This window comes from Tatumella ptyseos (assembly GCF_030552895.1).
Lineage (GTDB): Bacteria > Pseudomonadota > Gammaproteobacteria > Enterobacterales > Enterobacteriaceae > Rosenbergiella > Rosenbergiella ptyseos_A.
In genome coordinates this window covers 2726989-2750913 of sequence record NZ_CP130649.1, presented here as the reverse complement: position 1 = coordinate 2750913, position 23925 = coordinate 2726989, and the positions used below count along the sequence as shown (strand labels likewise).

At 39.8% G+C, this 23925-nt stretch carries 20 protein-coding genes, 1 tRNA gene and 3 pseudogenes; 15 read left to right on the top strand and 9 right to left on the bottom strand.

Going from position 1 to position 23925, the window contains the following annotated elements; genetic code table 11:
- Positions 1-28: 28 nt before the first annotated feature.
- Together QJR74_RS13025 and QJR74_RS13020 are read left to right on the top strand one after the other, a co-directional pair.
- A tRNA-Leu gene (locus QJR74_RS13025) sits at positions 29-114 on the top strand.
- Between the two features lie 268 nt (positions 115-382).
- Positions 383-511 carry a DUF1493 family protein gene (locus tag QJR74_RS13020; protein ID WP_304374048.1) on the top strand — a complete coding sequence of 43 codons (129 nt, stop codon included), beginning with the start codon at positions 383-385 and terminating at the stop codon, positions 509-511.
- 348 nt (positions 512-859) lie between these two features.
- On the opposite strand, the gene QJR74_RS13015 is transcribed toward QJR74_RS13020, so the two are convergent.
- From QJR74_RS13015 to QJR74_RS12990, 6 genes are all read right to left on the bottom strand, one after another.
- Complete coding sequence (locus tag QJR74_RS13015) at positions 860-1291, bottom strand: Shiga toxin A subunit (RefSeq protein ID WP_304372236.1); 432 nt, start codon at positions 1289-1291, stop codon at positions 860-862.
- Complete coding sequence (locus tag QJR74_RS13010) at positions 1291-1656, bottom strand: tlde1 domain-containing protein (protein ID WP_304372235.1); 366 nt, start codon at positions 1654-1656, stop codon at positions 1291-1293. The genes QJR74_RS13015 and QJR74_RS13010 overlap by 1 nt, the downstream gene beginning before the upstream one ends.
- Before the next feature lie 176 nt (positions 1657-1832).
- Entirely contained in the window at positions 1833-2384 is a 552-nt protein-coding gene (locus QJR74_RS13005) for a hypothetical protein (protein WP_304372234.1), read from the bottom strand.
- A gap of 13 nt (positions 2385-2397) precedes the next feature.
- Complete coding sequence (locus tag QJR74_RS13000; protein WP_304372233.1) at positions 2398-2829, bottom strand: hypothetical protein; 432 nt, start codon at positions 2827-2829, stop codon at positions 2398-2400.
- 183 nt (positions 2830-3012) lie between these two features.
- A complete protein-coding gene (locus tag QJR74_RS12995; protein WP_048913674.1) occupies positions 3013-4044 on the bottom strand; it encodes a methionine synthase in 1032 nt (343 codons plus the stop codon).
- A gap of 27 nt (positions 4045-4071) precedes the next feature.
- Entirely contained in the window at positions 4072-5052 is a 981-nt protein-coding gene (locus QJR74_RS12990; RefSeq protein ID WP_304372232.1) for a DUF1852 domain-containing protein, read from the bottom strand.
- A gap of 730 nt (positions 5053-5782) precedes the next feature.
- Here QJR74_RS12990 and QJR74_RS12985 point away from each other — a divergent pair.
- Positions 5783-6517, top strand: a complete 735-nt coding sequence (locus QJR74_RS12985; RefSeq protein ID WP_304372231.1) for a GNAT family N-acetyltransferase — start codon at positions 5783-5785, stop codon at positions 6515-6517.
- Here the strand turns inward: QJR74_RS12985 and QJR74_RS12980 are convergent.
- Positions 6497-6874, bottom strand: coding sequence for a winged helix-turn-helix transcriptional regulator (locus QJR74_RS12980; RefSeq protein WP_304372230.1), 378 nt, complete (start codon positions 6872-6874; stop codon positions 6497-6499). The genes QJR74_RS12985 and QJR74_RS12980 overlap by 21 nt on opposite strands.
- Positions 6875-7022: 148 nt before the next feature.
- Between QJR74_RS12980 and QJR74_RS12975 the strand changes: the two genes are divergently transcribed.
- The 3 genes from QJR74_RS12975 (at position 7023) to QJR74_RS12965 (ending at position 8572) form a co-directional block, all read left to right on the top strand.
- The gene (locus QJR74_RS12975) at positions 7023-7634 is read left to right on the top strand and encodes an NAD(P)-dependent oxidoreductase (protein WP_304372229.1); all 612 of its coding nucleotides are present in this window, start codon (positions 7023-7025) and stop codon (positions 7632-7634) included.
- A gap of 15 nt (positions 7635-7649) precedes the next feature.
- Positions 7650-8114 carry a nuclear transport factor 2 family protein gene (locus QJR74_RS12970; protein WP_304372228.1) on the top strand — a complete coding sequence of 155 codons (465 nt, stop codon included), beginning with the start codon at positions 7650-7652 and terminating at the stop codon, positions 8112-8114.
- A gap of 113 nt (positions 8115-8227) precedes the next feature.
- On the top strand, positions 8228-8572 hold the full coding sequence (locus QJR74_RS12965) for a YnfA family protein (RefSeq protein ID WP_304372227.1): 345 nt from the start codon (positions 8228-8230) through the stop codon (positions 8570-8572).
- Positions 8573-8613: 41 nt separating this feature from the next.
- Here the strand turns inward: QJR74_RS12965 and QJR74_RS12960 are convergent, their stop codons facing one another.
- Positions 8614-10137, bottom strand: a complete 1524-nt coding sequence (locus tag QJR74_RS12960) for a BCCT family transporter (protein ID WP_304374047.1) — start codon at positions 10135-10137, stop codon at positions 8614-8616.
- Between the two features lie 265 nt (positions 10138-10402).
- Here QJR74_RS12960 and idnD point away from each other — a divergent pair, with 265 nt between their 5' ends.
- On the top strand, positions 10403-11431 hold the full coding sequence (idnD, locus tag QJR74_RS12955) for an L-idonate 5-dehydrogenase (protein ID WP_304372226.1): 1029 nt from the start codon (positions 10403-10405) through the stop codon (positions 11429-11431).
- An 88-nt stretch (positions 11432-11519) separates the two neighbouring features.
- The gene (locus QJR74_RS12950) at positions 11520-12839 is read left to right on the top strand and encodes a gluconate:H+ symporter (RefSeq protein ID WP_304372225.1); all 1320 of its coding nucleotides are present in this window, start codon (positions 11520-11522) and stop codon (positions 12837-12839) included.
- A 47-nt stretch (positions 12840-12886) separates the two neighbouring features.
- On the opposite strand, the gene QJR74_RS12945 is transcribed toward QJR74_RS12950, so the two are convergent.
- Positions 12887-13222: a DUF1294 domain-containing protein gene (locus QJR74_RS12945; RefSeq protein ID WP_304372224.1), complete on the bottom strand. Its 336-nt coding sequence runs from the start codon at positions 13220-13222 to the stop codon at positions 12887-12889.
- Between the two features lie 1438 nt (positions 13223-14660).
- On the opposite strand from QJR74_RS12945, the pseudogene rfbB reads away from it, so the two are divergent.
- The 7 genes and pseudogenes from rfbB (at position 14661) to QJR74_RS12910 (ending at position 23895) form a co-directional block, all read left to right on the top strand.
- Positions 14661-15716 (top strand): annotated as a pseudogene (rfbB, locus tag QJR74_RS12940) (dTDP-glucose 4,6-dehydratase).
- 3 nt (positions 15717-15719) lie between these two features.
- Positions 15720-16591, top strand: a pseudogene (rfbD, locus tag QJR74_RS12935) (dTDP-4-dehydrorhamnose reductase).
- Between the two features lie 28 nt (positions 16592-16619).
- Entirely contained in the window at positions 16620-17501 is an 882-nt protein-coding gene (rfbA, locus tag QJR74_RS12930; protein WP_304374046.1) for a glucose-1-phosphate thymidylyltransferase RfbA, read from the top strand.
- 23 nt (positions 17502-17524) lie between these two features.
- Positions 17525-18040: pseudogene (rfbC, locus tag QJR74_RS15250) on the top strand (dTDP-4-dehydrorhamnose 3,5-epimerase).
- Positions 18041-18150: 110 nt separating this feature from the next.
- On the top strand, positions 18151-18984 hold the full coding sequence (locus tag QJR74_RS12920; protein ID WP_304372223.1) for an ABC transporter permease: 834 nt from the start codon (positions 18151-18153) through the stop codon (positions 18982-18984).
- Entirely contained in the window at positions 18974-20299 is a 1326-nt protein-coding gene (locus tag QJR74_RS12915; RefSeq protein ID WP_304372222.1) for an ABC transporter ATP-binding protein, read from the top strand. The genes QJR74_RS12920 and QJR74_RS12915 overlap by 11 nt, the downstream gene beginning before the upstream one ends.
- Complete coding sequence (locus QJR74_RS12910) at positions 20296-23895, top strand: GT99 family glycosyltransferase N-terminal domain-containing protein (RefSeq protein WP_304372221.1); 3600 nt, start codon at positions 20296-20298, stop codon at positions 23893-23895. The genes QJR74_RS12915 and QJR74_RS12910 overlap by 4 nt, the downstream gene beginning before the upstream one ends.
- Positions 23896-23925: the final 30 nt, after the last annotated feature.

Below are 23925 nucleotides of genomic sequence, written 5' to 3'. Positions count from 1 at the left end.
TCGGCCACGTTTACACATCCCCTTCAGTGCCGAAGTGGCGAAATCGGTAGACGCAGTTGATTCAAAATCAACCGCCCTTTGGGTGTGCCGGTTCAAGTCCGGCCTTCGGCACCAAGTAAGATGAAATTAAGCCGCTTAAAAGCGGCTTTTTTTGTGTCTGGAGTTTGGTCATTTCCTATCTTTCGTTTTATACCTTTCTAAAAATTCCAAGTATTTATCTCACACAAATTGACGCGTTGAATTGCCTGAGTTAGAACAACCGCTTGGCTAGAACAAAAATACGACAACCTTGGTGAATCTATCCAAATGGATGCATTAGTTGAAATCAGAACGTTTGCACAATCTAAAGAGAATTTGTCAGTACAGGACTACCAAAATAGTAGTGCTATCTTATATTCATATTTACTTTTTAAGACCTTTATCTCAAAAGGTCCCTGATGTTCCACCTAAGCCTCTAACGCTTCGGATGTTGGTGGAATCAGCGAAAGCTGGACGCTGGCTTTTTAATTGAGTTAATTTTAGCGACAATCGATACTACATAAATTTGAAGTTGAGATAATAGTCAATTCACTGTGCATAACGATCGATCAGGTAACTATAATTTTTCGAGGAAAAAGCATAGCTTTCTTTTTCGTAACCATAGGCTTCCATCAAACAATCAACACTGACAGAACTCCGCCAGTTTTAATGTTAAATAAAATTATTTTCTTATTTTATTATCATAAAGGCAGTTATTGATAGCAGAAGAAATAGTCGTTGATGAATAGCAGTGAGTGATCCTTTCTTCGGCAGTAAGCGACGCATAGGATAGTTTTCTGAGTAATACTAACGATAGTATTTATTTAAATAACTCCTCAAATCAAAATTCCCTCTCTACAATCAAGTACCCATTAAATCGAATTGAGCACTCATATTTATTTTTTAGGCTAGACGCTATAAAAACATTCTTTTGATTCTTTGCATTGCGGTAGGTGTATTTCGCTACAATTATCTTCACATCGTCGTCATAAAAAATTCTGGCGTAATCATTTTTTCTAAGAAAGTTTGTGGTTTGGTGTTTAAATTCCATCTCAGCCAGTTGCTCAGCATAGACCTTGGAAATAGGTGATAAAGAAATAATTTCCACACTAACATTGTTCCGACTGATCTGATTTCTAGGGATTTTTAGATCCTCAACGATGGCGTCAGTTAAATCTATATACATCGAGGCTCCGACTTTAGCACAGCCTAAATTATTACTAGCGAAAGACTGAGTTGATAAAATAATTGAAATAATAATAAATATTCTCATTATTCAACCTCAAGTAATGTAATACCGCTTCTGGTTATTATCTCTCTAAAAGAAAAATCCAAAATAATACACCCCTCAGAAGCTTCGCCAGGGTGTTTTCCACTGTCACCTTGAATCATAAAACCGCTTCGACCACACATCTGATTGGAGGGCGAAGGCGTCAGTCTTAATGTCCAACGACCTGTTTTGGGGTGATGGAAAGGCCTACCAATGGTATAAGTACCTTTAGGAATGGGGCCTTTTGATTTAACACACTGGTGGTCACTATTATCTTGATAGCCGGGGCGGCCTGAGTATTTCGCTGAAAACCGATAATGTCCATTAAGAAAAAACTGCTTAGTGTTGACGCGATATAACCATGCCATAACGCTATCCTTGTCGTCTTGGTTAATATCATGCTGTTATATCGCTCAAGTACAAAACTGTATAGTTGATTATTTTATAAATTTAATTATTTATAAGTATTAATCTTAATTTATTGATTATAATTTTTTGATAAAGTTTAAACTCACCAAATTTAGTTGAGTAAATCCAATTTTAATTAAGGATAAAAAATTGCTAAGAAAGTCTGTTTATCCATGTCGATGATATTTTCAGCTTCTTTAGTTATTTTACCTGCGTTAACTAGGCGGTACCTTTCACTGCGGAAATTGGGATCTTGGGCAAATTTCAGGGCTAAGATATAGTTAGTATCATGGTTACGCTTTGCTCTAAACAGCTTAACAGCCTGCTGATAGCAACTCCTCGGATCTTTACCCACTCTCTCGATTAATAGACATTCGTTGAGCTTGAACAATGCTGTGTGGCTAGTTTTATTTATTATTTTTATTTGTTCTAGGCCCTGTGTGTAATGTTTTTCAAGTAGGAGAATATTAAGGTAAATAGAACGAACCTTAAAGTTTCTAGGGTTTTTATTCGTTAATGATTTTAATTCTGTTAAGACATAAAACCTTTCGCTCGCGGGATCTTTTATATAACGATCTAGTAACCCATTCGCATAGAAGATAGTTTTTTTATCGTGATACTCGCTATGAAAATAGAGAGCCAAGGAAAAAGAAAAAATTATAATAGTTAGGCAAGCATGTTTTTTCAACGATAAAACCTCATTATTTGAACGGTGTTAGTATTATCTTTCTTTTCATGCTATTTGGTATGGGTAAAGCGCTTCCTATATATGAACTATAGATATAACCAGCTTCTAATGTAATGATTGGTGTAGTAAGCCCTTTCTTTTCCAAGAAAAAATTAATATCACCAATGTAATGTTCCATTTTATTTAGATACATCATGTTTTTATGCTTATTGCTAAGTGGAAGGGGCTTTTTATCACTATCCAAAAATACCTTGCACCAGAATGAGATGTTTCCTGAACCGATAGTAATATTGGAAATATTTTTACCTACTGCTGACAAATATATATTCTTCCCAGTATCTACATTTTTTTCTTCAATGTTGATGGTAACTGAATATCCACCGTGCAAATATCCTGCTCCTTCAACGGGCAACATTGCTGGCTGAAAAAAAGAGAATTGCCTCATCAAAAACCCTCCTAGTTTTTCTACCACTATAGAGAACCGTGAAAAATTTATTGATAGGACGATTACCGATAAGATAAATTTTTTTGATATAAAGCTCAGGGAAGGGAGGAGGACTATGGGAGAAATATCGCCCAGTAAATATCAGCCATGATAGCTAACTCTACTGGGCAATAAATAGGTAACTTATTTATTCAATAATTCATTACGTACAATCGCGGCACCGGCACTTAATGCGCGTAATTTTGCATTAGCGACATCACGGGAAAGCGGCGTCATTCCACAGTTAGTGCTTGGATAAAGCTTATCAGCGTCCACAAATTGCAGGGCTTTGCGCAGTGTCTCGGCCACTTCTTCTGGGGTTTCGATCGTATTGGTGGCGACATCAATGGCACCGACCATCACTTTCTTACCGCGTATCAATTCGATTAAGTCCATCGGTACGCGGGAGTTTTGACATTCCAGAGAGACGATATCGATATTGGATTTTTGTAACTTTGGAAAAATCTCTTCGTATTGACGCCACTCCTCGCCGAGGGTCTTTTTCCAATCGGTATTGGCCTTGATTCCGTAGCCATAGCAAATATGCACCGCTGTCTCGCATTGTAAGCCTTCGATCGCTTTCTCCAACGCGGCGATGCCCCACTCGTTAACTTCATCGAAGAACACGTTAAATGCGGGTTCGTCGAACTGGATGATATCAATGCCTGCGGCTTCAAGTTCTTTCGCTTCTTGATTCAGAATCTTCGCGAATTCCCAGGCTAGTTTTTCGCGGCTCTTGTAATGTCCATCATAAAGCGTATCGATCATGGTCATTGGGCCAGGAAGTGCCCATTTAATCGGTTTATCAGTCAGCTGACGTAAGCGCTTCGCGTCTTCAACAAAGACTGATTTAGGACGAGAAACCGGGCCGACGACGGATGGGACGCTCGCTTCATAGCGATTACGGATTTTGACGATTTCGCGTTTTTCAAAATCGACGCCATCTAAGTGTTCAATAAAGGTCGTGACGAAATGTTGGCGGGTTTGCTCACCATCACTGACAATGTCGATTCCCGCACGTACTTGGTCATCTAAGCAAAGGCGTAACGCATCATTTTTACCATCGATTAGCTCTTGGCCTTCTAACTTCCACGGAGACCATAATTTTTCTGGCTCAGCAATCCAAGAAGGTTTTGGTAAGCTGCCCGCTGTGGAGGTTGGTAATAAAATTTTCATAACAGGTGACCTTATCGTTTCAATTTATTAGAAAGCTTGCTGAGCTGACCATTGTTCAAGTTGTGTTTGATTTGGCTTAATAAAGTGTTCTTCGGTAAATTTACCCTGTTCAGTCGCTAAACGGGTACGCTCTTCACGGTCATACTCAATCACCGTTAGTGAGTGATCTTGATGATTCAATGCTGGGCGGTAATATAAGCCCGCTGGAGAATTCGCGTTATATATTTCAGGGCGATAAATTTTTTGGAACGTTTCCATAGTACTTATAGTACTGATAAGTTCAAAGTTACTGTAATCGCTCAGTAAATCACCGTGGAAATAGAAGGCCAAGGGTGCAACGCTGTTAGCCGGCATGAAGTAGCGTACCCTTAGACCCATCTTGCCGAAGTAATCATCGGTTAATGATGGGTTATCTTGTTGGTACTCAATCCCTAGAACAGGGTGAATGTGACCGGTACGCTTATAAACGTTTTTGCTGGAGACACTTAAACAAATAACCGGTTGTTTGCTGAAATGCTGCGAATAGGTTTCAGAGTTAACAAACGCCTTGAAAATATTACCGTGTAATACACCATAGTTTTCAGGAATGGAAAACTGGGTTTTACCTTGGTTAAATTCGGGGAGTACGACACTGAAATCGTAGTCGCGAACATAAGAAGAGAAGTTATTCCCCACAATGCCTTCAATGCGCTGTCCAGTTTCGGTATCCACCACGGTAGTTTTTAAAACTTCGATCACTGGGAAACTATCTTGGCTACTCGCATTAATAGTCATGCCAACTGAAACAATCTCTAGCTCAACCGTATAACGGTCAGAATTTGGATTATCCCAAGTGACCAAAGAATTAAAACGGTTATTAATCATCGTTAATGCATTGCGCAGATTTTGCTGACGTTTTTCGCCACGCGCAAGGTTAGCAAAGTTAGTAGTGATACGTGTACTTTCTGAAGGATTGTAATGCTCATCTAAGCGAAGGCTACTGATACTAAAGGAAAATGCGTTATTCATTATTATTGGTATCCTAATTCTGTTGTGATGCCTGATCCGCACGCTGACTATAATTTTTTTCGAAACGCGTCGAGTTCAGTGAAACATACTGTCTGCCGCCAATGACTTATTTATGCCAGAGTCAGCGCGGCAGGGGAAGTGACTTAATTTCACTTCTGTATGAGTCATCTTCATGTTGTAGTCGGTTCACTGAGGAATAAGTCAGTAATGGGGAGGGGGTTTCAAGGTAAATTATTGATTTATAATTCAATAATCTATTTTCAAGTCTATGAGAAGGTTTCATATAGGTGTCGCCAGTCATGGGCGGTCTGACGGCTAGGTTTGTCGTAATATCTTTGCCTGTAAAAGTACTATGATAAAACGTCATGTTGGCTAAGCCTCAGGATATATCTTGCCGACTATTGAGTATCGCGGTGGTTATTAGTTTTTATTAGATGGTTAGCGAGCACACGCCTAGCAGATTCTGCAAGAAAATGGCTTCGGTCTTTATAAACTGAACGACGTCCGGCTACAAAGCCGTCGAACCGTCAAGTAGCCTAATATTAACTCTCTCTGAGAATGATTAGGGTACATCGGTAACTTTTATTGTGCTATCAATAATGGATTAGTTAACTCCTTGGATGAATGAGAAAATATGGCCTAAAACTATTGATAGGAGGGTTACTAAGTAAGTCTAATGTGTTAATGATGAGCTTATTTATCATCACATTCATTAATGATAAGGGCTAGCATGACGCGAGTTAACGAATTCCAGCAACCTATTGGCGAACCGGTTATAAACTGGCAGGGGGCACAATGCCCAACTAAGACCATGATTAATGGTCAGTATTGTCGGCTTGAGCCGATTAGCATGGCGGCACACAGTCAAGCATTGTTCGATGCATTTTCACAAGCGGAAGATGAGCGTGATTGGACCTACTTACTCTCTGGGCCTTTTCATGAGCTAGCGGAGTATCAGATCTACTTGTCGCGATTAGAAACACTCAATGACCCTTTGCATTATGCGATTATCGATTTAAGTACGCAACTAGCAGTAGGCAGTATTGCACTGATGCGTAGTGATCCTCAGCAAGGTGTCATTGAAATTGGTAGCGTGACTTATTCGCCGCAACTTAAACGTACGCGATTAGCGACAGAGGCTATCAGTCTATTGTTACACTACACCTTGAGGGAACTGGGTTATCGTCGAGTAGAGTGGAAATGTAATGCGCATAACCATCCGTCGCGCGCTGCAGCATTACGGTTAGGCTTTACTTACGAAGGGCTTTTTCGACAAGCCATGGTGGCACGGGGCCATAACCGTGATACTACTTGGTATTCTATTATCGATAGCGATTTTCCCGCCTTACAGGTGGCTTACCAGCAGTGGCTGGCAGCAGAGAATTTCGACCAGACAGGACAGCAGCGACAAAAGCTGGGCAAGTTAATCGAAAACCAGCGAAAACTACTCATCACCCGTGAGTGAGCTGTCTTTATTTGTTTTACGGGCGTAACAAATCGCTTCGTGATGGGTATCTGCCCACTCCACCAGTTGTCGTAAAGGCTGAAGGAAAGATTCACCTAACGTTGTGAGCCGATACTCAACGCGTGTCGGCACCTCTGCATAAACGGTGCGGGAAATGTAACCGTCAAACTCTAATCTTTTTAAGGTCACTGTCAGCATTTGGCGAGAAATATCGCCAATCTCGCGATGTAGCGCATTAAAACGATAAGTTTCGTTCGCCAAGGATTCCAAGATCAATAAACTCCATTGGTCACCAATACGATCTAATACATCGCGTATCGGGCAAGGATGACCAAATTCTGCATATTTATTTGCCATAGCACCACTTTCCTTCTGATAAGGCAGTCATTTTACCCTGACTTAGGGTCATGAGGCCAACCTCTTGCAAAGATTTCAGCGACACAGTAGCATCAATTTATCTGGTCTACAATTAAGACCAGGTCTTTATTCTATCAAGGAGGTTATCATGGTTTCTGTAGCAGTTGTTGGTGCGTCGGGTCAGGTCGGTTCACGTATTGTGAAAGAATTATCGCAGCGCGGCCATAAGGTAACGGCGATAGCTCGTCAAACGGCGTCCATTCCAAACTTACCCAATGTTTCGGTAGTGAAAGGGGATATCAATGATACCCAAGCTTTCGTTGACACCTTAGCGGGTCATGATGTTGTGGTCAGTGCAGTAAAGTTTGCGCAAGTGGCTCCTGCAACTTTAATTGAGGCCGTGAAAGATTCAGGTGTTGCACGTTACTTAGTCGTCGGTGGCGCAGGGAGTCTAGAAGTGGCTCCAGGGCAATTACTGATCAATCAACCTAATTTTCCTGAGGCCTATCTTCCTGAAGCCCGTGCGGGCCTCGATTTTCTGAATCGTTTACGGGAAGAAAAATCATTGGATTGGACCTTTATCTCCCCTTCGGCCCTGTTTGAGGCGGGTGAGAGAACGGGGAATTTCCGTTTGGGCCACGACACCTTATTAAGTAATGAACAAGGTAGCCGGATCTCGTATGAAGATTATGCGATAGCACTGGTCGACGAAATCGAAAAACCCGCTCACCCGCGCCAACGTTTTACTGTCGGTTATTGATCGAGGAGCCTCTCCATGCATAGCGTTAAAACGTTACTCCTTACCGCAGGATTACTGGTGAGTTCGGCCTCAATGGCGGCGACGGCCCCACAGGCTACGTCACCCTCGTCAGAGGCGAATCGCCAGCTGGTAGTAGACTTTTATAACCAGTTTTTTAACCAACACAATGTTGATGAGGCTGCGAAGGTGGTTGCTGAAGACTATCGTCAGCACAATCCCCAGGTGCCCGATGGCAAGAAACCTTTTGTCAGCTACTTTACTGATTATTTTAAGCAACACCCTCAATCACGTGCGAAGATTATTCGTAGTGCGGTGGATGGCGATTTAGTCTGGTTACATATCCATTCGACGGAAAGTGCTAAAGATCGTGGGCAGGCTATCGTGGATATTTTCCGGGTACGTGACGGTAAAATCGTTGAGCATTGGGACGTTGTTCAAGAGATTCCCAAAACGGCTGCTAACACTAATACCATGTTCTAAGCTAAAGCCAGCGGTCAGCTGTTGAACCAGGCTAAATTTAAAATATTGGCTTGTTTCTCCCGGCCAAGTCAGATACGTTCCCTCATGATTGAATACTGTTGAGGGAACGCCTCTTGCTTTATGTTTACTATTTCTTTCTGTTTGTGATCACAGCGATTGCGGAGATCATCGGCTGTTACTTGCCATGGTTGGTCGCCAAACAGGGTAAATCACCACTCCTCCTTATTCCAGCAGCATGCTCTTTACTCATCTTTTGTGGATTGTTAACACTGCATCCCGCGGCAGCGGGTCGCACCTATGCGGCGTACGGTGGGGTATATATCTTGGTGGCACTTGCTTGGTTACGCTGGGTTGAAGGTGTCAGCCTAGGACGGGATGATTATCTAGGTGCCTTAATCATTTTTCTGGGCGTTTTGGTGATCATGGGACAGCCTTTATCTAAATGGTTACTCAAATAAATAGTGCCCCTCACTCCTTATGATTGAGGGGGGAGATGAAATTAGTCACGATGAAGATCACGATACAGACTCATTATGTAAAGTAAAATCACCACGGAAAAGGGAAGGCCAGCTATGACTACAGCCGTTTGCATGGCACTAAAGCTGCCGGCATAAAGCAGCCCTGCGCACAGTACTGTGGTGACTAATGCCCAGAACAGACGAAGCCAGATAGGTGCATCATCCTCAGAGGTACCTCCTTTACTGGCTAGATTGGCAATCATCAATGTGCCAGAATCGACAGGAGTGAGGAATAATACAAAGCTGATGATGACAGTGAACACCGCAGTCACAGTCGGCCAAGGTAGGTACTCTAGTAGTTTATAGACCGCCATCGGGGGATCCGCTAACGCAACTTGTCCTAGGATCGCATGCCCTTGCTCGAGCACGAGTGAAATAGCAGTATTACCGAAAAGAGATAGCCAGGCTAAGGTAAAACCGAGCGGTATGAGCATCACCCCTAAAATTAATTGACGAATGGTTCTGCCACGGGAGATGCGAGCAATAAATAGCCCAACGAATGGTGCCCAAGCGACCCACCATGCCCAGTAAAATAGCGTCCACGCTCCCTGCCATTTCTCTGCCTTACTATAAAGATAAACCTCAAAGCTTTTTGTCACCACGCTCGACAGATAATCCCCGGTATTTTGCAGTAACCCATTTAGCATGGTAAGGGTAGGACCAGTAATAAAAAGAAAGAGGAGTAATAAGCAGAGAAAACCAACGTTGAGGTTAGAGAGGAGCGCGATACCTTTCTCTATACCAATGACAGTAGCCACTGTTGCCACCACCATCATGATGATAATGAGGGTGAAAAGTAACTGCGGAGTTTGCGGTAAATTGAAGAGATAATGTAATCCAGCTTTAACGAGTAACGCGCCAATACCTAAGTTTGTCACCATCGAGACCACAGTGACTAAAATTCCACAGGTGTCGACAGTATGGCCGATCCAGCCGTGGATCTTATGACGAAAGAGACCGTAGAGCGCTGAACGCAGGGCTAAGGGCTGGTCCCTTCGATAAGCAAACCAAGCCAGAGCGGTTGCAATGAGGGCATATAGTGCCCAGCCATGTAGCCCCCAATGAAGAAACGTAATCGCCATAGCTTCTCGCGCCGCACGCACGGTACCGCCTCGTCCTTCAGGTGGTTGTAAAAAGTGAGCTAAAGGTTCATAGGCGCCGTAATAGACTAAGGCAATACCTATGCCTGCAGAAAATAGCATCGCAACCCAAGAGATATAGCTAAATTCTGGAGCTTCGTTTTCAGGCCCCAGTAATTGGGAGCCATGACGCGAGCAGGCTAGCCAAAAGACAAACCCCATCGATAGCACCATCAGTAACATGTAATACCACCCAAAAACCGCAGTAACCCAGGATTGCGCTTGGATTAACCAGAGTTGACTGGCGGCTGGATAGAGGACGGTGATCACCCCCATCAGCAAGATCAATAAGGACGAAGATAAGAATACAGGGAGATTTACGCTTACCTTAGAGGCCGATTTCACATGATAGTTGAGTTGCGCCATATATTTCCCTGAATTAATTTTTAAACAAAAAATAAACATAAATTTCACCTTTGGCGATTATGATTTTTTTTGATTAACCATTCAATTAAATTAATTCGTTTTTAAGAGCTAAGTAGTAAGATTTTATCGGGTCGTAAAATTCTGACTCAGTCACAGTGTGAAAAATCCTCATCATCGATATTCCGGTTTAGTGCGCTAATCGACAGATTAAAATGGAATTTCCCTATTTGATGTCCCCTTTATTCATTCCATCAAGGTGGCAAGCATGACGTTATCTACTCACTCTTGCGTAGTGAAAGGTAAACATGAAGTCGAAGTCACTAATCACATCGTGACTTATCATGGAGAAGGAACCTTAGTAAAAATTTCCCGGGGCGGAATTTGTGGCTCAGACCTGCACTATTATCAACACGGGAAGGTCGGTAACTTTGCTATTAAGATGCCAATGATCCTTGGTCATGAAGTGATCGGTACGGTAGAGAAATCGGATAACTCACAGCTCAAGCCAGGACAAAAAGTCGCGATCAACCCGTCTAAGGCCTGTGGAGCATGTAAGTATTGTTTAGCAGGTGACACGAATCAGTGCTTAGCCATGCGTTTTTTTGGGAGTGCAATGATGACTCCGCATGTTGACGGTGGCTTTACGCAATACAAAATTGTCGATAGCGCACAGTGTATCCCCTTCGAGGCGTCGCTGGACGATCGAGTCATGGTGTTCGCTGAGCCTCTAGCAGTGTGCCTCCATGCATTGAACCAGGCCGGTGGCGTAGCAGATAAACGTGTTTTTGTTTCCGGAGTTGGACCGATTGGCTGCTTGTTGGTTGCGGCGGCGAAGGCGAGCGGTGCTAAAGAGATTGTCTGTAGCGATATAAGTGCTCGTGCGCTGGCATTAGCCGATACATTGGGGGCATCAGTGACCCTATCGGCTGACGATGAGATGACAGCTTATCGTGCTGACAAGGGAGTCTTTGACGTCAGTTTTGAGGCTTCTGGCCACCCCAGTGCGTTAACACGTTGCATCGATGTGACTCGCGCAAGAGGGTGTATCGTCCAAGTCGGTATGGGCGGTGATATTCCACAATTTCCGATGATGACAGTTATCGCCAAAGAATTACGAATTGTTGGAACTTTTCGTTTCACTGAGGAATTCACTTCCGCTGTGGAATGGCTGGCAAGTGGGAAAATTAATCCTTTACCACTGTTTAGCGGTGAATATAGCTATAGGGAGGTCGACGAAGCCCTGCAGTTTGCTGGGGATAAACAACAAGCATCGAAGGTTCAATTGGTTTTTTAAGCTTACTATTATGTTGGGCGATAAAGGCTATTGAAAGCCATCATATCCCCGCACTCCACCAAAATAATAATTTAATAAGGTAGGTTATATGCCTATTACCATCATTGCTCTGGGTGTTGTACTGTTACTCGTCTTAATGATCGTCTTTAAAGTGAATGGTTTTCTTGCATTAATCTTTGTTTCCGCCGTCGTAGGTATCGCTGAAGGAATGACGCCACTCCAAGTGATTGCCTCAATTCAGAAAGGAGTGGGGAGTACGCTAGGTGGATTAGCGATGATTTTAGGTTTTGGTGCCATGCTGGGAAAACTAGTATCCGACACCGGCGCGGCACAACGCGTTGCCATGACCTTAATTGATGCCTTTGGTAAGCAACGCGTACAATGGGCGATGATGGTGACAGGGCTTATCGTCGGTCTAGCCATGTTTTATGAGATAGGTTTTGTATTACTATTGCCGCTGGTTTATACCGTTGTCGTGGCAGCAGGTATTCCCCTTTTGTATGTTGGCGTTCCCATGGTTGCCGCATTATCTGTTACCCACTGTTTTCTCCCCCCGCATCCCGGTCCAACTGCGATAGCCACGATTTTCGGCGCTAACCTCGGTACAACGTTGCTTTATGGGATGATTCTGACACTGCCTACCGTCATTATTGCTGGGCCGATTTTCTCTAAATTTCTTAAGAAATTTGAAAAGTCGCCACCAGAGGGACTTTATAATACCAAGATATTCACCGATGCTGAGATGCCAGGCTTCTGGACCAGTATTCTTGCTGCGGTAATCCCGGTGGTATTAATGGCTTTAGCGGCCGTCTTCGAATTGACGGTTGCTAAAGAAAATCCTATTCGTCAATTTTTTGAGTTTATTGGTAATCCCGCCGTGGCGTTATTCATCTCGGTGATTATTGCCGTAGTCACACTCGGCCTGCGTAACGGACGGAAAATTGACGAAGTAATGGAAATGTGCGGCTCGTCAATTGCGGCTATCGCCATGATTGTGTTTATCATCGCCGGAGGGGGAGCATTTAAACAAGTCTTAGTCGATAGTGGGGTGGGCGAGTATATCGCGCAGATGATGCGCAACTCCTCACTTTCACCACTGTTAATGTGCTGGACCGTCGCAGCGATGTTACGTATTGCCTTAGGATCTGCCACCGTTGCGGCGATTACGACGGCGGGGATTGTTACCCCGATTATTGCAGTAACCCATACTGACCCAGCATTAATGGTCCTCGCAGTCGGTGCGGGTAGTGTCATTGCATCGCATGTTAATGACCCCGGCTTTTGGCTGTTTAAAGGTTACTTTAACTTAAGTGTTGTAGAAACTTTGAAAACCTGGACAGTGATGGAAACCATTATTTCAGTGGTTGGGTTAGCAGGGGTGTTGATTCTTGAAGTGATTGTGGCTTAGAAGTAGCTAATCGCGAGAAGTAAATGGCTTCTCGCGATGGTTTACGGCTAATGCAGTAGTGCGCCACGGGACAAATAGAGTATTACCGCTAAACAGTCCAGAGCGATGGTGAGAAAAAAAAGACTCTTGAAAGGCTGTTTATACGTTTTGTGACGAAAGAGTTGTTGAGCAAAAAGACCTCCTATCCATCCTCCCAGTAAACAATAGAGTAGCAGCCACTTTTCAGGGATACGAAAAGTGTGCTTAATCGCTGCGCATTTATCTAAACCGAATAGTCCAAAAGTGACTAGGTTGAGCAAGATAAGGCCAATCCAACCTGTTGTGTAAATTCCTACTAGAACCAGCAGTAAAAGAACAAATAAGTATATCTTTTGATTTTTCATTAGATCATGATTCTCTTTAATCAATACTAGATGAAGTAAAGGAGCAATTTCTTCAACCAAGTCACAGGCTAACACTTTATCATTGATGACCTAAATAGATTTATAAAATTAATCGATTAATGAGTAAATGCTATGGGCGTAATCAGTATTTTTTAGATTGTAGATGGATAATTCAGATAATTATCACTATCTTATCTAAAATTAGTAATAACTACTTCCCTCTTCAATTGTATTAAATAAGCTAAAATACCATGGTGATATGCGGTAACGAGCTTATTAATATTATGCAGTCTTTAACAGTGCTTAATCTCTTGATAATAATCAGTTACTCACTAATAATAAATATAAATTAATGATACATGTGTAATTATAATATTTTTATTTCGTTGGAACTCACAATAAAATTAAGGCCATAAGGCGATATATAACGGTTTTCTTAGCACCCATTGGGTATTTCTTATCGGATATTTACTTATGTCATGGTCTTGAGGTGATAGTATGAGGAAATAGTATCGCTTTAGTCGAATAATAACATGACTTTTTCTATAAGAGGAGTTAATGATTTTTTAGTTTATTAAGAACATTATGATAGAGATCATGCTATAGGATAGTAACAGTTTGAGGATTAGGTAGATTCTAGTTATATTGATTTTGATAGCGTTATAGTAGGGAAGTTATCTTAGAGACGATTAGGGGTAATGTTAAATTTTATTTCTATTTAATCTTTGCGAATGGTTTTCCAATGAGGTGGGATTCCGTGAACCCTTTGCAGTTCTTACAGGTGACTGAATCCCAGTCACTCTAAGTATTATATAATCATTACATTTAATCGCTGAGAGATATATTAGTAAAATATAAGTAATTAATAAAATTAATATCAAAATAAGTAGATGAGCTCTATTGATAGAGTGTTTAATTCGTTGACTCATATGATTATCTCTCTTAACGACCAGTCAGGGAGCTTGCTTTTATTGAAGGTAAGTTATTGAATTAAATGTCTTTATTTTAGTGATGATAATCGAGTTATTAACTGAATATTGTTCAATAAAGTTGTTGTGATAATTAAATTATAAGTTTTCTAAACTAACTCATTCCTAAATGAATGATGGTGTTTTTTAATGAATATCCGTTGCTGAATGTTAAAAAAAATTGATTGGATAAAAATAAAAGAACAGTTATATGATATTTATTAGATTTTCATCCAGCGAGATAGTTTACAAATATTAATAATTTTAATTCAGTGCCGTAGAGCTATAAAAATATCCTCACCCTACTAGGTTGGAACAATCCACTAATGCTTAGTGGAGTTATATTTTATTATTCTACACGTATTGGATTATCGAAAATTCGGAAAGCCGTTATCTAGTCATAACGGCTAAGTGCGGTAGCTTTGTCAAAAAATATACATAGGGATGTTTTAATTCAAGAGTCAATTTTAATCAAAATCATAGTGACTGGCGGTGCTGGCTTTATAGGCTCAGCATTAGTGAGATATATCATTAACAACACATGTGACCATGTTCTCGTCCTTGATAGCTTAACTTACGCTGGTAATCTTGCCTCTTTGGCAACTGTTAAGGACAACCAACGTTTTAGTTTTTCGAAAACGGATATCACCGATAAAGCCGCCGTGAGTGAACAGATTAACACTTTCCAGCCCGAGCTAATTATACATCTCGCAGCAGAAAGTCATGTAGATCGTTCAATTGATGGACCAACAGATTTTATTCATACCAATATCATCGGTACCTTCACACTTTTAGAGGTGACACGAAATTTTTACAACAATCTTTCTGCGATCAAGCAATCTCAATTCCGTTTTCATCACGTATCTACCGATGAAGTATTCGGTGACCTGTCAGGGAGCGAGGATCTTTTTACGGAAAAGACAGCTTATGCACCGAGTAGCCCTTATTCTGCTTCAAAAGCGTGTAGCGACCACTTAGTCCGAGCTTGGCATCGCACTTACCATCTGCCCGTGGTTATTACGAACTGCTCAAATAACTATGGCCCCTACCATTTCCCTGAAAAATTAATTCCACTGGTCATTCTCAATGCCTTAGCAGGAAAAGCGTTACCGGTTTATGGGGATGGGCAACAAATTCGTGATTGGTTATATGTAGAGGACCATGCTAGAGCGCTTTATCTCGTTGCCACTAAAGTAAAAACTGGCTAAACCTATAATTTAGGCGGGCATAACGAGAAGAAGAATATTGTGGTGGTTGAAGCAATTTGTAGAGTACTTGATGAATTACAGTCTGCTGAAGAAAGTTATTCCAACTTAATTACTCATATCAAAGACCGCCCAGGGCACGATTTACGCTATGCCATCGACGCTAGCAAGATTTTCTTAGAGCTCGGTTGGACACCACAAGAAACTTCTGAGACGGGTCTGCGTAAAACGGTTCAGTGGTATTTGAATAATCATCAATGGATCAACGATATTAAAAGCGGCGCTGATAAAAACTGGGTAGAAATGCATTACGGAGGGTAAGTAATGAAAATTCTCCTCTTCGGTAAAAATGGTCAAGTAGGGTGGAAACTTCGACGCTCCTTAGAACCTTTAGGTTTGGTCATTGCCCCTGAACGTAATGCAATCACCTATTGTGGGGAATCGAATAATACGACAGGTATTATCGATACCAGCGAAAAAATACGACCAAATATTATTACCAATGCTGCAGCTTATACAGCGGTAGATAAAGCCGAGTCTGAGCCATTCGTCGCAGAGCAAATCAATGCAAAAGTCATATCAGCGATAGCAGACAGTGCTGAAAAATTAGGCGCTATTCTAGTCCATTTTTCAACAGACTACGTTTTCAATGGAACAGGTAGAAGACTTTGGACTGAGTCAGATCCTACTCAACCACTAAATACTTTTGGGAAGACAAAACGTCAGGGTGAAGAGTTCATTACAGAGAAATGTAGCCGGTATCTTATTTTCTGTACCATTTGGTTCTATGCTCTGCAAGGAAAAAATTTGTTAAAACCCTGTTAGACCAAGCAAACCATCATGAACAGTTAACGATAATCGATGACCAATTTGGTGCGCCGACAGATGGAGAGCTTTTAGCCGATAGTACGGCCCATACCTTACTTAAAGAAAGATTATTTGGGATTTATCATCTAGTGGCTAGCGGTTCAACAACTTGGTATGACTACGTAAAATTCATTTTAAATGAGAGGAAAGTTAAAGGGCTTAAATTCAAGGTAAAAGAAATTACCCCCATTCCCACAGAAGTAATTGAAACGACGGCATTAAGGCCAAAAAATTCACGACTAAATAATCAAAAATTTCAGCATGCTTTTAACTTAACTTTACCATATTGGCGTTTAGGTTTAATTCGTATGCTTAATGAAATACGTTGATCAATTAAAAATATTCAATGGATATAACATGCCAAAGTACAAGGGAATTATTTTAGCTGGTGGTTCTGGTACAAGACTTTATCCCGTCACTACGGTGGTAAGTAAGCAACTTCTACCTATCTACGATAAACCCATGATTTACTACCCACTTAGTACATTGATGATGGCTGGGATAGAAGAAATTCTTATCATCAGTACTCCAACAGATTTACCACGTTTTGAAATTTTATTGGGTGATGGATCTCAATGGGGTATTTCAATCAAATATAAAATTCAGGAAAATCCTGAAGGGCTAGCCCAAGCTTTTATTCTCGGCGAAGACTTTATTGGTGATGATCATTGTGCTCTTATTTTAGGTGATAACATTTTTTATGGTCATGACCTTGCTAAACTCTTAGAACGTGCAGTGAATAAAACAGAAGGTGCAACGGTTTTTGCATACCATGTAAATGATCCTGAACGTTATGGCGTTGTAGAGTTCGATAGTGAAGGCCGTGCAATATCGTTAGTAGAAAAGCCAGATAATCCTATAAGTCATTATGCTGTTACTGGCCTTTACTTTTATGATAACAGCGTAGTGAGTTTGGCTAAATCAATAAAACCTTCACACCGTGGTGAATTGGAAATCACGGATATAAATAAATTATATCTTGAGCAAAATAAATTATCGGTATTAATTATGGGGCGCGGCCACACATGGTTAGATACAGGTACTCATCAGAGTATGAATGAGGCCAATAATTTCATACAAACGATAGAAACAAGACAAGGATTAAAAGTATGTTGTCCAGAAGAAATCGCCTTTCGTAAAGGGCTTATCGATACAATACAGTTAAGGGAATTAGCATTACCTCTGGCTAAAAATGATTATGGACGTTATTTAATAATGTTAGCTGATGGGAAGTTTTAATGTGAAAATTATCGAAAACAAACATTGAAGATGTTAAAGTTATTGAGTCAGATATTTATGAAGGTGAACGCGGTTTTTTTATGGAAACCTGGCAGCAAGATAAGTTTGAACATTCGTTTTCCCCCAAGATAATCATTCAAAATTAACACGCGTGATTTTGTACAGATTACATTATCAAATAGAGAATACTCAAGGTAAGTTAGTCAGATCCGTAGTAGAAGAGATGTATGATGTTGCTGTCGATATGCGTAAGTCAACTTCGACCCTTGGCGACATTTTCTGCACAAAATAAGCGACAATTATAGGTACCTGAGAGATTTCCTCACGGGTTTTATGTATTGTCAGAAATGGCTGAGTTGGTCTATAAGTGTAGTGATTACTATAACCAAGACGCTGAATAAACTTTATTATGGAATGACAATAGTTTAAATATAAACTGGTCGATCCGCAGTCATGAAGCTCCAATATCATCCCCTAAAAATAAACTAGGGTTATTCTTCAACTCTACAATCTATTTTTCAATACTTTATATAAATTAAAGAATGAAGAGAGAGGAGTGAACACTCTTTGAGTAGAGATTAATCAATAAATAGTCATATCATAAGCTGCTTGAAATGCTTCTACTATGTATTAAAAGGTTTAAAGAAAAATGAGTATTATAAGTAGAGAACATAAAATATCCCCACAATCTATTTTTTGTAATATTTGGTCTTATAGATATCTTATTCTACAAATGACGAAGAGAGAGGTTATTGGTAGGTATAGAGGGTCGGTAATGGGATTGTCATGGTCATTTTTAAATCCATTATTGATGCTTATAGTATATACCTTTGTTTTTTCAGTTGTATTCAAATCGCGTTGGTCTGGCGCTGTTGATGAAAGTCGTACTCAGTTTGCATTAATACTTTTCGTCGGAATGATTATACACGGTTTTTTTTCTGAAATTGTTAATAAAGCGCCACAAATTATTTTAGGGAGTACCAATTACGTAAAGAAAGTAGTTTTTCCATTAGAGATTTTACCTGTTATTAGCTTGTGCGGGGTTTTATTTCATTCGTTAATAAGCCTATTAGTACTGACTTGTTGTTTTTTTATTTTCAATGGTTTTTTGCATTGGACTATAATATTTTTTCCTTTAGTTTTCTTACCTCTTGTTATTTTTTGTCTTGGGCTTGGATGGATATTGTCATCCCTAGGTGTCTTTATGCGTGATGTGGGACAAACAACGATGATTGTCACTACAATAATGATGTTTCTATCACCGGTATTTTTTCCAGTTACAGCGCTGCCCTTAAAATTTCAAGGTTGGATTATGCTTAATCCCTTAACCTTTATTATCGAACAGGCAAGGGATGTTTTCATTTGGGGACGTTTACCTGATTGGAAAGGCTTAATCATATACACACTCGCTGCGATACTCGTTACTTGGATTGGCTACGCTTTTTTCCAAAAGACAAGAAAAGGTTTTGCTGATGTGCTCTAAAGAAATAGCCATTAAGGTTAATAATTTGAGTAAGTGCTATCAAATTTATTCTCTTCCTAGAGATAGATTAAAACAATTTATTATGCCTGGGATTAATAAATTACTTAGAAAAGAAAATAAAAATTATTTTCGAGAATTCTGGGCGCTGGATAGCGTTTCTTTCACTATTAATAAAGGAGAAACCATCGGAATAATTGGAAGAAATGGTGCAGGCAAATCTACCTTACTACAATTGATTTGCGGGACCTTGACACCAAGTCGAGGAGAAGTAGAGGTAAATGGAAGAATAGCTGCTCTTTTGGAACTAGGTGCTGGATTCAATCCAGAATTTACTGGCTATGAAAATGTTTACCTCAATGGAAGTGTGCTTGGGCTAACTAAAGCTGAAATCGATGAAAAATATAATAGTATTATAGAATTTGCCGATATTGGGAGATTTATTGACCAACCGGTCAAAACCTACTCAAGTGGTATGTATGTTCGATTAGCCTTTGCGGTTCAAGCTTGCATTGATCCAGAGATATTAATCATAGACGAAGCTCTTGCCGTTGGAGATATAGGATTTCAATATAAGTGTTTCAAGAGAATGGAAGCACTAAAAAAACGAGGAACGACCATAATTATGGTCACCCATTCTACGGGAAGTATTTTAGAGTATGCTGATCGATGTTTAGTCATGCAAAAGGGAAAATTGATTGGTAATACAGAGGATGTTTTATCAGCCGTTTTAGCCTATGAAAAAGGGATGATTCTTACAGAAGAAAAACAAGAAAACCAAAACTTGGAGGTTGTAGACAATAGTATTAATTATCAAGTTCAAGAGTTGATTTCAATTAGAGAGGATACAATAAATGTAGAGATTGGGGAAAAAAGATTTGGGACAGGCAGGGCAATTATTAAAGCTATTGTCATTAGTAAATCGGACGGTACACTATTAAAAGAAAAACCTTTAGTCTTTCCAGGTGAAGAATTAACGTTTAATTTTAAAATAATTTCCTCAGAAAATATAAATGATGTTGTATTGGGAATTTCTATTTCACGAACTCAAGGGGCAGATATTTGGGGTGACAATAACCTAAATGCGGGCCATCAAATTTCTTTAGTACCGGGCGAGTCGGTATTAGTTTATAAAGTAAAATTACCTATCAATTCTGGTGATTATCTTATTCATTGCGGGTTGTCTTGCTTTGAGAATGGGGCGAGAGAAGAATTGGACCAACGCAGACCACTTGAAAAAATAAAATTTTGGTCATCAAGAGATATGGGGGGGGTAATTTATTCACCTCTTAAAATTGTGCGTGCGGGTGAGGCATGATTAGTGTTTATTTACCAGCATACCCATTCAGAGGGGTTGAAGCACCCTATTTATGGTTTTTCTACCGTATCTTAAAATCCTTTTCCGAACCTGTATCATTTCTAGTAGGTAAGCAATACTTACTGCCAGTTGGGCACTGGATGTTGAAGAATAGATGGGAGATGGAAAATGATTCACAGGTTCGACTCGGCTATGAATTACCAGACATACAAGAAATATATAACTTACATCATATTAATATTATCGATGAGAGTTGTTTTTCAAATTATTTAAAAAAAGAGAATAATAACCCTAATAATCTTTTTAGAAGGTTTATTACTGAAATAATTCCTGAGCTGGAATTGGAGTTTTATAGGGTTTTTAAAGAAAATAACTCTCTTGAATGTGTGTTGACTTGGTGCAACTGTCCATCCTTGAATTCCGCAGCAAAGCATTTTGGAATTAGGGTGATCAATATGGAGTTGGGGCCTTTGAGGTCACCATATTATCTGTCTACCGCTTATTTAGATTTTTGTGGTGTGAATGGAAACACTGAAGCTGAAAAAAGGTTTTTAGAGAGTGATTTTTATCTACAAGATGATATCACTCTCTCTGAAATTTATGAATTCTTCTTCGAGAGCAATCTAAACTTAACTAATGATGAGGCAGCTCATTCGGGGTCATCCCAGAGTCAAGGGTCATTAATTTCTAATGAGATAGAGAAAGTATACGATATTGGTATTGTTTTACAGGTTGAAAATGATTCAAATATCATTGCTTTTAGTAATTCATTCAATAATCAATCTTTACTCGACTACGTAGAATGTAACTTTATGGGTAGTAAACTGATTAGAGTTCATCCAGGAAGTCAATTCACACTCAAAGATATTAATGAAGTAGATAATTCAACCAGTCCCATTGCTTTCATAAAAAAATGTAAAAGAATAATCACCATAAATTCTAGTATAGGCCTTGAGGCGCTTTTGTTAGATGTCCCGGTGACAATTTTAGGGGAATGTTCATATTCTTTTTGTAATGTCGAAGATAGTGATGAAAGAACGCGCAGGTTGGCTTTTTACTTACTATCGTATCTTGTTCCTTTTGATCTGCTATTCGATAAAAATTATATTCGATTTCGTCTCGGTGCAAGGGACGATTATGTAATCGCTAATAGACATGTCGATTATTATATTGCATCGAGAAAAACCAGTAATGAGATTAAAGGAATTGAAAGCAATCAATTAATAAACGGTGATAGTAGCGTTGAAGAAATAGTGCTTAACTCAAAGAATGTGATAGAAAAAATGAAAGATTATCTTAAAGAAAAGAAAGCTGAACATTATAATTCAGGGGATAAAGTTAAAGTTGTTAATACGCTTCCAGCAGAAAAATGTCTTGATGTGATTGTAGATGTTGTTGTACCAGTCTATGGTGGCAAACAAGAAACTATAGAGTGTATTGAGTCCGTAGTATCAACGTTACCGAGTTGGGCGCAATTAGTCGTCATTAATGACGTATCACCTGAGCCGGAACTCACCGAATGGCTCCGAGAACAAGCGGTAAGTAAAGAATTCCTATTAATTGAAAACGAAGAAAATTGCGGCTTCGTTGCTTCAGTCAATCTTGGAATGAAATTACATCCTGATCGAGATATATTACTATTAAACAGTGATGTTGAAGTCGCCAATGATTGGCTGCAAAGAATTCATGATGCCGCTTATTCTCTAGATAAAGTAGGTAGTATCACGCCATTTTCTAATAATGCAACGATATGCAGTTTTCCAAAATTTTGCGAAGATAATGCGCTTTTCATGGGGTTGAATGTTCGGCAATTGGATGAACATTTTTCGTTACTAGGAAAAGAAAATAATCTCATTGAGATCCCTACAGGTGTTGGTTTTTGCATGTACATCCGCAGAGACTGTCTTGACGAAGTTGGCTATTTTGACGTTGAAACATTTGGAAAGGGTTATGGTGAAGAAAACGATTGGTGCCAAAGAGCTGCTAAAGCAGGTTGGCCAAATTTCCATCAACTCAATGTTTTTGTTTATCATAAAGGCGGGGTAAGTTTTGCCGATGAACAAAATCCTCGTAAAAACCGCGCATTGGAACACTTAACTAAACTCCATCCTAATTATACTAAAGATGTGATGGACTTTGTTGCTAATGATCCCGCTAAAAAAGCTAGGTCTGAAATTCTGATCCGCATTCTTGCTAGTAGAGAAATTACTAAGATTTTACTCGTTTCTCATAAAATGGGAGGGGGAGTTAATACCCATATACAGGAGTTAGCGAGATTTTATAATAATGAAGTCATTTTCTTTCTTCTATCGCCCGAAGAAGATGGGAAAAGTATTACATTAACGCTAAATATCTCAGAAGATATTTCACCTGAGAAATTTATTATTGATGTGGACTATGGTTATAGTACGCTTATTGAATTATTACGATTTATAGGTGTTGGGCATGTTCATTTTCATCATCTGATGGGTGTTAATGAGAAAATTTTAAATATTAAAAATGATCTTTCTTGTGGTTATGATATCACTATACATGATTACTACCTCATCAACGCTAATGCCAGTTTGACAGATAAGAATGGTTCCTTTGCGGGTGATACACCTAGAGTTCGAGATAAACGTTGTGCTGCAAACAGTCATTTACCAGCGGGATTCACTGCACGGCAATGGCGTAATAAATTTATATCATGGTTGAATGGCGCAGATAGAGTGATTTTTCCTTCAGCTGATACTAAGAAACGTTTTATGAATAGTTACCCTCATCTCACCACACCAACTATTGTCGCATGGCATCCAGACTCTGAAGTTGCGGCACCTTATCCTAAAGCATCATTCAACTATGTGGCAGGTAAAAAACTAAAGATATTAGTATTGGGAGCCATCAGTCGAGAAAAAGGCGCTCTATTGTTAGAGGAAGTGGCGACTCTATTGAAGGGTAAAGAGATCGAGTTTCATTTGCTAGGCTATGCATTCCGGCCCCTTAATTCAGTCATCACGCATGGACCTTACTTAAATGGTGAACTTCATCGTAAGTTAAATGCGATCGCGCCGCATATGATGTGGTATCCAGCTCTTTGCCCTGAAACTTACAGCTATACGTTCAGTGCAGCATTGGAGCGTGGTGTTCCTATCATTGCTCCCAATATTGGCGCGTTTAGTGAGCGAGTGTACGGTAGAGCGTTTACGCGCATCGTAGAATGGAATATCGAAGCTAAGGAAATGAGTGAATTATTTCTCACCTTGATGAAAGATCCTGCATCATTTTTCATCACTAAAAATGCAAAACCTATTATGGATATTAGTGGAGTTGAAATTTCTAAGGATTTTTACCGGAATAGTTATCTGAAAAAAGAGTGGTATAGAGTGAATGAGTATTCTGATATTGATATTAAAGATTTACTTTATTCAAAGGATTTGATTTTTATTCCTAAAGGTGGTGCTGGACCTTTAGGCAGGAAGGAAAAAATACTAAAAGCGATTTGGATGATTAGTCAGGTAAAATATTTATCTTATATGAATAAAATCATTCCTTACCCTATCAAAAGATTTATAAAAAGACGCCTATCAAGAAGAGCTATTCATGAGGTTATTAGCTAAATTACTTGATAAAACTCTCTGGTAAATAGT